This window comes from Xylophilus sp. (genome assembly GCA_009914555.1).
In the GTDB taxonomy this organism is placed as follows: domain Bacteria; phylum Pseudomonadota; class Gammaproteobacteria; order Burkholderiales; family Burkholderiaceae_C; genus WNDY01.
Window position 1 is genome coordinate 1 of the sequence record WNDY01000094.1, and the last position, 10,175, is coordinate 10,175.

Annotated in this window: 15 protein-coding genes and 1 pseudogene; 14 read left to right on the forward strand and 2 right to left on the reverse strand. The window is 57.6% G+C overall.

Going from position 1 to position 10,175, the window contains the following annotated elements; all coding sequences use genetic code 11:
• A partial coding sequence (locus tag GAK38_RS22445) for a transposase (RefSeq protein WP_291781585.1) occupies positions 1 to 252 on the reverse strand: 252 nt, incomplete at its 3' end.
• 96 nt (positions 253 to 348) lie between these two features.
• Between GAK38_RS22445 and GAK38_RS22450 the strand changes: the two genes are divergently transcribed.
• The 6 genes from GAK38_RS22450 (at position 349) to GAK38_RS22475 (ending at position 5,970) form a co-directional block, all read left to right on the forward strand.
• On the forward strand, positions 349 to 1,494 hold the full coding sequence (locus tag GAK38_RS22450; protein WP_325347129.1) for a hypothetical protein: 1,146 nt from the start codon (positions 349 to 351) through the stop codon (positions 1,492 to 1,494).
• 459 nt (positions 1,495 to 1,953) lie between these two features.
• Positions 1,954 to 2,943, forward strand: a complete 990-nt coding sequence (locus GAK38_RS22455; protein ID WP_325347130.1) for a hypothetical protein — start codon at positions 1,954 to 1,956, stop codon at positions 2,941 to 2,943.
• Between the two features lie 790 nt (positions 2,944 to 3,733).
• The gene (locus tag GAK38_RS22460; protein WP_325347131.1) at positions 3,734 to 4,279 is read left to right on the forward strand and encodes a hypothetical protein; all 546 of its coding nucleotides are present in this window, start codon (positions 3,734 to 3,736) and stop codon (positions 4,277 to 4,279) included.
• Between the two features lie 132 nt (positions 4,280 to 4,411).
• The gene (locus GAK38_RS22465) at positions 4,412 to 5,008 is read left to right on the forward strand and encodes a recombinase family protein (RefSeq protein ID WP_325347132.1); all 597 of its coding nucleotides are present in this window, start codon (positions 4,412 to 4,414) and stop codon (positions 5,006 to 5,008) included.
• A 99-nt stretch (positions 5,009 to 5,107) separates the two neighbouring features.
• A complete protein-coding gene (parA, locus tag GAK38_RS22470; RefSeq protein ID WP_325347133.1) occupies positions 5,108 to 5,737 on the forward strand; it encodes a ParA family partition ATPase in 630 nt (209 codons plus the stop codon).
• A 104-nt stretch (positions 5,738 to 5,841) separates the two neighbouring features.
• Entirely contained in the window at positions 5,842 to 5,970 is a 129-nt protein-coding gene (locus GAK38_RS22475; protein ID WP_325347141.1) for a plasmid partition protein ParG, read from the forward strand.
• 126 nt (positions 5,971 to 6,096) lie between these two features.
• On the opposite strand, the gene GAK38_RS22480 is transcribed toward GAK38_RS22475, so the two are convergent.
• Positions 6,097 to 6,453 (reverse strand): helix-turn-helix domain-containing protein, encoded by a 357-nt coding sequence (locus tag GAK38_RS22480; protein WP_325347134.1) that lies wholly within the window; start codon positions 6,451 to 6,453, stop codon positions 6,097 to 6,099.
• Positions 6,454 to 6,725: 272 nt separating this feature from the next.
• Here GAK38_RS22480 and GAK38_RS22485 point away from each other — a divergent pair, with 272 nt between their 5' ends.
• The 8 genes and pseudogenes from GAK38_RS22485 to GAK38_RS22515 form a co-directional block, all read left to right on the forward strand.
• Positions 6,726 to 7,286 (forward strand): transcription termination/antitermination NusG family protein, encoded by a 561-nt coding sequence (locus GAK38_RS22485; protein WP_325347135.1) that lies wholly within the window; start codon positions 6,726 to 6,728, stop codon positions 7,284 to 7,286.
• A gap of 187 nt (positions 7,287 to 7,473) precedes the next feature.
• The gene (locus GAK38_RS22490; RefSeq protein ID WP_325347136.1) at positions 7,474 to 7,725 is read left to right on the forward strand and encodes a hypothetical protein; all 252 of its coding nucleotides are present in this window, start codon (positions 7,474 to 7,476) and stop codon (positions 7,723 to 7,725) included.
• A gap of 22 nt (positions 7,726 to 7,747) precedes the next feature.
• Positions 7,748 to 8,050: pseudogene (locus GAK38_RS24045) on the forward strand (transglycosylase SLT domain-containing protein); the annotation flags it as partial.
• Positions 8,051 to 8,088: 38 nt separating this feature from the next.
• A complete protein-coding gene (locus GAK38_RS22495) occupies positions 8,089 to 8,427 on the forward strand; it encodes a hypothetical protein (protein WP_325347137.1) in 339 nt (112 codons plus the stop codon).
• Complete coding sequence (locus GAK38_RS22500) at positions 8,399 to 8,746, forward strand: hypothetical protein (RefSeq protein ID WP_325347138.1); 348 nt, start codon at positions 8,399 to 8,401, stop codon at positions 8,744 to 8,746. Before GAK38_RS22495 ends, GAK38_RS22500 begins: the two co-directional genes overlap by 29 nt.
• 9 nt (positions 8,747 to 8,755) lie before the next feature.
• Positions 8,756 to 9,154 carry a VirB3 family type IV secretion system protein gene (locus GAK38_RS22505; protein WP_325347139.1) on the forward strand — a complete coding sequence of 133 codons (399 nt, stop codon included), beginning with the start codon at positions 8,756 to 8,758 and terminating at the stop codon, positions 9,152 to 9,154.
• Positions 9,135 to 9,920, forward strand: coding sequence for a hypothetical protein (locus GAK38_RS22510; RefSeq protein ID WP_325347140.1), 786 nt, complete (start codon positions 9,135 to 9,137; stop codon positions 9,918 to 9,920). Before GAK38_RS22505 ends, GAK38_RS22510 begins: the two co-directional genes overlap by 20 nt.
• On the forward strand, positions 9,917 to 10,175 hold a 259-nt coding region (locus tag GAK38_RS22515; protein ID WP_296799339.1), incomplete at its 3' end, for a transposase. The genes GAK38_RS22510 and GAK38_RS22515, both read left to right, overlap by 4 nt.

The following is a 10,175-nucleotide window of genomic DNA, read 5'->3' on the forward strand; positions in this document are numbered from 1 at the left end:
GAAAGCGTTCTCCTCCTCCAGCCGCGCCACTTCACGTTTGAGCCGTGCATGTTCGGCCAACTCCAAGCGTTGTGCCTGATCGTCCTGGTCGTGCCGCCGCGCCTGGGCGCGCCAACTGTACAGCTGGGCAGGCTGCAACCCCAGATCACGAGCCACCGTGGTTACCCCTTCTGTGGCCGCTCGCAACAGTGCCTGCTGCCTGAACTCCAGGCTGAACTCCTGCCCCTTTCTGCCTGCCTTGCTCTTGGTCATCGTCCACCTCCTATTGCGAGAGTTAATCGCTTATAGGGGTGTCCGTGAAACGGGGGCAAGATCAATGCGCCCTACAAGCATGATCCCAAGCAGAACATGAGCTACTACGTGCGTCTGATGACGGATGCCGGGGAGAAGATGTACTGGGGCGTCGGTTTGAAGGATGCGATGGAGGCGCAGGGCTTCAGGCTGGGGCAGGCGATTCGTCTGAAGGACCAGGGTACGCAACCGGTACAGGTGAGGACGCGGGACGAGCGCACCGGGCAGGAGTTGGAGCGTACCGTGCAGCGGCGAGGTTGGGCGGCGGAGTCGGTGGGGCGTTCGGCACCAGAGGTGGCCGCAGAGGCGGTCCAGGTCGGGCGTGAACTCGGACAGGAGGCTGCACCGGCTTCCGCGCCTGCGGTGGAGGCCAGGGATGGTTCTGCGATCCTGGAGCGTGAGGCGCGTTGGGAGCGTAACAGCGGCCTGTCGATGGCGGATGTAGGCACGGCACCGGCAATTTTAGGTATGCGAGCCGAGGAGCATGCGGTGCAGGTGCTCTTTGGTGAGGATGCGAGCGAGGCCGGGCGTGAGTGGGTGGCATCGTTGATGGAGCATGAGGCTTACCGGGCCACGTTCCAGCAGGTGGTGGGTGATCGCAGCGAGCGGTTGAATCCGGCGTTGCGTGAGGAGCTGCTGGCCTCGCCTGGCTACGCACTGGCCCGGTCGCTCATCGAACAGGCGGAGCAGCGCTATGGCGTGGTTGGCGAAGAGATGCAAGTGGCACAGAAAAGCCTGCTGGAATCCCAGGAGCGGGAACGGCAGGAGACGAGCTGGATCGATGTAGACGCGGCTATTGCGGCGATTGAAGCGCAGGACCGGGCTTTCGAAGCACAGATGGCCAGTGACACGGCCTCCCCTGCCCCCTCTGCCCCTGTTATCCGTGACGAACGTGATGCAGAACGGCAATCAGCGCTCACGGCGAAGGAACGTACAGCAGAACAGCAAGCCAGCCCGGAGGCGCTGCCTGCCTTGCAGGCGAAGCACGACAAAAACATCGAGCGGCGGGCGCTGGATAAAGAATTCAGACAGTGGGCGAAGGCCCAGGCTGCGAGTGATCCTGGTTTCGCCGAGCTATCGGGCAAAGAGAAGCGGGCGGCGTTCAACGCCGAGCGAGAAGGATTGGCCGACGTGGCTGCGGTGAGTGTTGTGGTGGAGGCATTGGAGATAGAGCAAGAGGAAGATGGGATGCAGATGGACTAGGGGCTGGGCGGGATTGTTGCCGGGGTGTGACGGGAGAGGTAATATCCGCTAATCGACGGACGCCACCCGGTTAAGTGGCAAGTATGGATCGAAAAACAAAAGGTCCAGACGCACAAAACCCCGAAATTCCTTCTTCACTTAGCAGGCGACGTAGGAATAACGGGGTTAAGGCTGAAACAAACCACGAGAAAGATTATATCTCATGTTTTACCCCAATCAACCCCCCTACGCCTGCTTAAGCGTAGGGGCGTGTGACTAGCAGACTCCCAGCGGCTTTCAGGCCCGCCCTCCCCCTCTGTACTTCCTTTGTTTTCAAGCAATTGACGGCACCGCCGAGGCATCGTCGTGGCTGCGTTTTGACGCGGCGCACCGACGAACTGTCCTGGTGGGGTCTTGTCGTGCCTGGTGTTTGGGCCGCGCAGAAGGATCGGGCTGATGGTTGAGTGTGTGGAGATGGGAATGAGTCCGCCGCCGTTCCCTCGGAAGGACGCATGTACGGGCAGTGGCAATCGCTGTGGGCATGACCCGCAGCGGCTGGCAGAGGAGCGGCTGTCGCTGCCTCTGCCCCAGAGTGGTTTTTTCCTGAAGATTCAGCGGCTGTTGATCGAGGCGGCCAAGCACTATTACTACACGCCGAAGGCGTTATTGCTGCTGTCGAACCTGAGCCGCAAGGTGAACAAGGACGGCACGCCACGGCAGAACCGCAGCGAGGGACGCGAAGGTCACGCGTTGTTGCTGTCGGCGATCCTGTCGATGACTGATTTCGCCTCGTTGCGGGTTGGGCGCCCCCTGGCCGACGGATCGTTCCGGCATACCTCTTGCGACGAATTGGCCAGATTGTGCGGGCTGACCAGGCCGAGCCGTGACCCTGCACGACCGGAGGCGGTGGCCTCGGGGCGTTTTTTTCGCACTCTCGCGCAGCTCAAGCAAGCAGGGGCGATCACGCTCTACGAGCAATATGAGGAGCTGGAGGACGGTAGCAAGCGTGCGAGGACAGCGATCAAGACCGTTTCGGAGAACTTCCTCATCGTGCTGGGCCGACTGTCATTTGCGGAGTTTCGGAAGTTCCGCGAGGAGTGCTCGGCGAAGCTGCGCAAGTTCCGCAACAAGTGGCGCAAGGCCAATCCGCAGATCGAGGACGTGAAGCGGGCTGAGCGCGAGCTTCTAAAAGAGCAGCAGACGCGCAAGCTGGGATGGATGAACATTCCGGCGAAGCTCAAGCGCAAGAACCAGGCTCCTCGCCAGATTGAACCGATTCAGCAGCTCCAGGACGACTATGCGCAGCATTGCCTAGACGTGGAAGCGCAGATCGCAGATCGCTACCCCGGTGTGAGCATTGGGCTACGCGACCGATTGCGATTGTTTAGCGAGCTAGGCGGCATGTCGTGGGATGCCTGGCTTCGAAGACACTCCCCCACCCCCTCCTCTACTGGCGACGACGAGCGCTAGGGCCACCCCTCGGCCTGCGTTCGGGTTCCGGCCAATTTCTCCGGCATGCAGGGCCGAAAAGGCGAGAAACGGCTTTTTTTGCCCTCCGCACGCGCTGATTCCCTCATTTTTCGTGATGCGTAACGTGCCCCACCAAGGGGAGCGCCGGGCTTTTTTTGTGAATAACCAAGATAAGTGAATCCAGCAGAAAATAAGTGAGCCCAAGAGGAGAGCAAGTCGTGACTGTTCTCTCTTAGAGCTTCTAAAAGCTTCTAGAAGCAGAGCGCTTCGCTAATGCCTGGCTTCGCCAGAATTGATTCCCTTGCTGCGCGGCCAGTGGCCTTGCCCAAAGGGGCTTTGCCCCTCTGGACTCCCCACTCGGCCCGCCGAGGACTCGGGAGCATGGGCGATGAGGCTGCCCTTGCTCCCGGTCGAAGGCTGTTTCTTTCCAGTTGAAGTCAAGTGTTCGCTGCGCCCGTGCTTCCGTTCGCCGGATCGGTGAAGCTGATCCGACGAGCCGGGAGCGCGGCACCTGACTAGCGAAAGCTCCCGAGGGCTGGGAAATCCAAAAAGCGGGCGGCATTATTTATCGTGACGAGCTAGGCGCGTCACGATAAATACCGACGAGCGGTCGATATTTATCGTGATTCGTCACGCTAATCACTGTATTTATCGTGACGCATCACATATAATTGCTCCATGCCAGCCACAACGGCGAGGCGCCAAGAAGGACTCAAGCCATGAAATTCATCATCGATTTTCCCGGAGTGGTCAACAAAGCAGGGTTAAGCACCAGCACGGAGACGCCGCAATGATCGACCCAGGCGACAAGCAAACCCAACCCCTCCCACTGGAGGAGCCGAAGCGGGGTCGCGGTCGGCCATTCACCGGCAAAGCTCTGTCGGACGCAGAGCGGGCGCGGCGCTACCGGGCGAACAAGAAAAAGCGTGACGATCAACCGTCACGAAAAGAAGGAAAGGACGGGAAAGAGGCTCTATACCGGAGAACAGTGATCCAGCAGGCTGAGCAAATCCGGGCACTTGAGCAACAACTGGTGCAGCAGCGCGAGGAATACAACGACCTGGTGCACAAGCTCATGACTGAGCGCGACCAGCTCAAGCGCGACCTGGCTGCCAAGCCAAAGCGCCATCGCAATCAACCAGCCGCCGAACTGCCAGAAAGCGCCTACGAGGACGAAACTGAGCCGAAGACGTGGGCGATTCAAGAGCGCAAGGGAAAGGCGCGCTGGCAAACCATCAGCAAAGGTTTAACCAGGAAGGCCGGAGAACGCCAGTTCGACAAGCTGCTGGCTGGGCTAAACGACCCGCGCTACAGCTACCGCATGGTTGAGGAGTGAATGCCTGTCGCAAAATTGAGAATTTTTGCGACAAATATTTCCCACCAGCATTTCCCAGCCTTTGCCCGTCGCATATCTCTGTCGCATATAATCTAGAGTGAGAGACCATATTTGCGACAAAGTGAAATGCCCATGCAGGAAATATCCTCCCCCTATCCATCCAGGGCGACCCTAATTGGCTACGCCAGGGTATCGACCGGCGACCAGGACTTGAGAATCCAACGCGACGAGCTGCTAGCCGCAGGCTGCTCACGCCTATTCTCCGAGAAAATTACAGGTACTCATGCTGCACGGCCTGAACTCGCACGGATGCTCGATCATCTGCGCAAAGGCGACGTAGTAATAGTCTCGCGCCTGGATAGACTCGCCCGCAGTACCCGTGATCTCCTGGAAATCTCCGAACAGTTGCTGAGCATGGGCGTCGGCCTGCGCAGCCTGGCCGAGCCGTGGGCCGACACCACAAGCCCGGCAGGGCGCATGGTGCTAACCGTGTTTGCCGGAATTGCCGAGTTCGAACGGTCGCTCATCATTGAACGGACCCATAAAGGGCGGACCGCCGCAAAGATGCGCGGTGTGCGCTTTGGTCGTCGCCCTACCCTTTCACCTGAACAAGTCGCCCTTGCCCGCCACTTGATCGACGACGAAAGAAATTCCACCGCACATGTCGCCTCCCTGCTCGGCGTGCATCGAGCGACCCTCTACCGGGCGCTGGCAAGGACCTCAGCCTAGCGCCCTCTATCCGTCCCCAGTGGTTGAAGTTTCTCAGGATAATCGTAAAATAGTAAATGCGACAAAATGCAAAGACGATAAACTGTAAAGGATGAATTCATGATTATTGGTGTGTTGAACCAAAAAGGAGGCGTTGGGAAGACCACTCTCAGCGTGAACCTTGCCGCCAGCCTTGCCCGTGCAGGGGAGCGGGTACTGCTTATTGATGCCGATCCGCAGGGAAGTGCTCTGGACTGGGCGGCAGCCCGTGAGGGGGAGGCGCTCTTTTCTGTAGTCGGCCTCCCACGGCCTACTGTCCACAAGGAGATTGCCCAGATAGGGCAGGGCTACGACCACATCGTTATAGATGGGCCACCTCGTGTAACCGACCTGGCTCGCAGCGCGATCATGGCTTCCGATGTGGTGCTGATTCCCGTCCAGCCCAGCCCTTACGACATTTGGGCAGCCGATGAGGTTGTGAAGCTGATAGAGGAAGCTCAGGTGTATAAAGAAAGCCTGAAAGCCGCATTTGTTGTAAATCGTAAAATCGCAAACACAGCTATTGGCCGCGATGTGGGCGAAGCTCTAGAAACTTACTCAGTGGTGACACTGGCTGCGAGTGTTACTCAGCGAGTCATTTTCGCTGAAGCCGCGGCTCAAGGGCGGGCAGTGTATGAGATTGAGAAAGAGGGGTTGGCGGCGATGGAAATAGAGGGTGTCAAGGCCGAGCTGATGGAGTTCGCACTATGAGCATGAAAAAAGTCCAAATAGGTATCAGGCCGAGTAACAAGGCTGATCCGGTTGCAGCCGATGCGTGGGTGGAGAGCCGTAGCAACGGCGACAAGCCAGAGAGGATGAAGCGGCTCACTATTGACGTGCCAGAGAGTTTACATCGTCAGATAAAGACCGCTTGCGCACAGCGTGGGACAAAGATTGCGGATGAGGTGCGGGAGCTTCTTTTACAGAAATACGGAAATCAGTAAATGTTGCGATTTCTGCCAGCCCGGCAGTGTTGTAGGCTGCTGGGCTAAGCACCAACACTAGGCGAAAGTCGGCAGAGAATGGCTCACCCCATGAAGGCAAGAACCGGAATTATTTCCTGTGGACAATTAACCCTCTGTGCTACTGCGTTTGGATGGAATGAGAGCATCTGCATGTTGGATAAGCTCTTTCAGATGCGAGGGGGAATCTATCTGAAGCGATTTTTCAGAGAGTTCTTTACGAAGCTCTTTTAATCTCTCCTTCTCTCGGTCTCCCCGAGTAGGGATAAGCTCCGCAGGGGAGACAGAAAGGAAATCTGAAATTTTTGCCAATTGCTCCAGGCTCGGAGCGAATTCACCTCTCTCGTAGCGGCCTATGGTAGCACCCTCAGAACCGATCCCTTCTGCTAGCTCTTCTTGCGTTAGTCCTTTGTTTTTTCTTGCATTTCTTATTAACAGGCCAACAATTTTTTTGAAGGAATCCACGGAAACGACCACCCATAAATATGGTGATGGTCTATCCATAAGGCTGCTTTTGATACGACTAATACGTCTCTTTTAGGATTAATCTGTTGTATTTTCACAAAATACGATTACCATCTCTCCTCAAGGAAGGCTTGCGCGGGCTTGTGATTCGTGCAAATCTTCAAGACACTGTATATTCATACAGCTCTTTCGTCTAGAAAGGTCGCTGCGAGAAACCGAAATCCTCCACGGATCGGTCCGGGCGGCGGCTGCCCGAAAGGAGGATTCAAGGGATGAAAAATTGGCATCTACTATCTTGTAAATCCAATGCCAATCAATGGGTTACGTTGGAAATAGAAAGCCTTGAGGTCGTAGAGGTTTACTCGCCGGTATTGGTAGAGAAACAAAGGCGTTCAGACTGCGATGGTTTTCGAACCAAGGAAAAGGTTCTCTTCCCCGGCTACCTATTCTTACGATTCGACCCCGAAGAAATCCACACCACGCACATCACTCGTATCCCTGGAGCCATCCAGTTCGTTCGCTTCTCGGACACCCCGTATGTGGTGCCCGATTCGGTGATCCAGGGATTGCGGGATGTGCTGCTGTTGCGGGTGAATTGCACGTTGAGCTGCATCGAATACCGCAACCTGCCCACGGACCTTGAGAAATCATTGCACTTGGTGGTGGGGCTGCGCTCGGAGACTGTGCGGCGTGCGCGGCTTCTTGCGGTTCTCCAACATGAAGACCTAAAGGCCCGGCGCAACAAGGGGCGAAGCCTGTCTGAGCTGGGGCGAATCGTTACGGCGCTGGAAACTCCTGCGCATAGGGCCAAACATCAGACCCACGCCGCTTGAATAGGGAGGATGGGCGCACCTTCGTGTTGAGCTGGAACGACATTCTCAAGCTCGCGCAGCAGGCGTTCGAAGCCGAATAGCCTTTGGCCCAGAGTTAGGGCTGCCATTCACAAAATCACGCATTACACCGGCAGGTGTTCATCTGCCGGTTTTTGTGCTGTTCGTTTTTCACCAACAGGAGACACCAATGTCGTTAAGCAAACCTGGTCCGTCGAAGACGGCCAAGGCCGGTAATACGCGCAATGTCCATATCGGCCTCGAACGCTATTCGAAGCTCATCGGGATTGCCATCGAAATCAGTTACCAGGTTGGTGACCAGGTAACGCCGACGCAGATCGCACAGTACCTGGTAGATCACTACTCCGACATGGCCAAGGCGGAGATTCTTCGAGAGTTGCACGTATCTCAGATCGAGATGAAGACGAAAGAGGAGACTTGAAATGTTAACTACCAGTGCCTTTATGGCGCTGGCCCTGCAATGCGCTCCTGCTGTTCACCCCTCCACGCTGTATCCCGTCGTTAAAACCGAATCCGCCCTCAATCCTTACGCCATTGGCGTGAAGGACGGTGCTTTGCCGCGTCAGCCGCAAAGCCTTGAGGAAGCTCTGGTGGCGGTGAAAAAGCTGGTGGAGGAGGGCAAGAGCTTTGCGGTGGGGCTGGGCCAGATACACCGACAGCACTTCGATGCGAGCGATCCCCGGCAGGTGGCCGAGGTGATCGAGCCGTGCCGCAATCTGAAGCTTGCGGGGGATGAGCTGCGGCGCTGGTACGCCAAGGCATTGCCGCAGAGCGCTTCGCGGCAGTGGCGATCCGCAAGGCGATCAGCGGGTACTACAGCGGCAATTTCACCACGGGCTTTCGGCCTGAACCGGCGTTCGGCGGGACTAGCCACGTGCAGCGGGTGTTGGCGAACAACGACCTCCCCGCCGTGCCTGCTCTCAACGAGGCCGAACGAGAGCAGGCATCGCGTAACGATGGCCGTGAGGCCGTGCGCCCAACATACCAGAGCTGGGATGTGCTCCGGCAATACCCACGTTATGACCTGCCAGCGGCTGCTCAGCCGGTGGCACAACCCCCAACCCTGAAGTATCAGGGACCAGAGGAAAGTGATGATGAAGGCGTTGAAAAAACTCAAGAGTAAGGGACATGAGGCGGGGCAGCGGTTGGCGGTGTTTCTGGCGGTTTACACACCGTTGATGGCGATGGCCGATGAATGGGATCAAAAGGCAGTCCAAGTGGCCAAGAACATCCGCCTTGGCATGTTCGCTATTGGGGGCAGCCTGGCCTTGTTGAGCCTGCTCTGGGTGGGCATTGGCTGGATGATTGCGCGTGCCAATGGCGATCATTCCAAGACCTTCATGGACTACGTGAATCAGGTGATTGTGATCGCTGCTGTGGGCGCGGCGTTGATCCTTGGCGCGTGGGCTTGGGCGTACTTCGGTGGCGGTACGGTGGCGTGAGGGCAAGCCATGAGCGATGAGGAGTTGCTGTTCCCCAGCTACAACGCGATGAGCCGTCCCGCGATGTTCCTTGGCGTACCGCTTTTACCGTTCGTGGGGATAGCGGTGGCGTTGCTGGTGGTGGGCGGTGGTGGCTTTGCCTTGCTGCCCTGGTGGGGGGCGCTGCTGCTGATGTCACCGTTGCTGCTGGCCTTGGTCGGTTTTGCCGTGGTGAGTTCTTTCGATGCTCGCTACATGCGGCGGGTGATTTTCGCCGTGCGCCGCTTCTTCTTGAACCTGAAATACGGTCGCGGGCTACGCCTTGCACCGATCAATCCCCTTTGGAGCGTGTTCTATGGCAAGCGCTACGCACACTGCCGTTATGCCTGCGGAAGTTCAGGCACCGCTGATGAAGTACCACGTGCATGAGCACATGGTAACGCTGCCAGGCAATCGCCTGGTCGGGCTGATCCGGCTCAAGGGCATTTCCCACGAAACCCGCGACAAATCCGAGCTGGACAAGCTGTTCTACCGTCTCAATCGTTATTTTCTGGCCGTGGGCAAGAAGGAAGGCAAGAGCCTGATGCTTCAGACCTACGTAACTAAGAGCCGGGTCGAGCTGGCCGGAAAGTACAGGGTCGAGCTGCCGGTGCTGCAAGACTTCGTAGACGCCTATGTGCGCCCCTTCCAGCAGGGCAGCTTCCGCCAGGTGAACTATCACCTGGCGGTGATCTTGAAGTACCGCGAATTGGACGATGGCATCCGCCGGATGCAGGACTTGCTAATTACCACGTCTCACATGCTCTCGCGCTACGAGCCGGTATTGCTGGGCATTGAAGAGTCGGAGGCGGGGGGGCTGTACTCGCAGATCGGAGGTTTCTACAGCCTATTGTTCAACGGCAGCGAGCAGCCTGTCCGGCTATCCGATACCCGGCTGGGAGAGGCGGTTATCGACAGTGTTACCAGTTTTGGAGCCTACGACTTCGTAGAGAACCGGCCTAACCGGGGCGGTCGGCGTTTCGCCACGACCTACGACTTGCGCGACTATCCCAGCGAGGGCAGTCGTCCAGGCATGTGGGATGAGGCCATCGAGCAGCCGTTCGATTTCACCCTGGTGCAAGGGTTTGTGATCTTGCCCCCGTTTCACGGACACCCCTATAAGCGATTAACTCTCGCAATAGGAGGTGGACGATGACCAAGAGCAAGGCAGGCAGAAAGGGGCAGGAGTTCAGCCTGGAGTTCAGGCAGCAGGCACTGTTGCGAGCGGCCACAGAAGGGGTAACCACGGTGGCTCGTGATCTGGGGTTGCAGCCTGCCCAGCTGTACAGTTGGCGCGCCCAGGCGCGGCGGCACGACCAGGACGATCAGGCACAACGCTTGGAGTTGGCCGAACATGCACGGCTCAAACGTGAAGTGGCGCGGCTGGAGGAGGAGAACGCTTTCCTAAAAA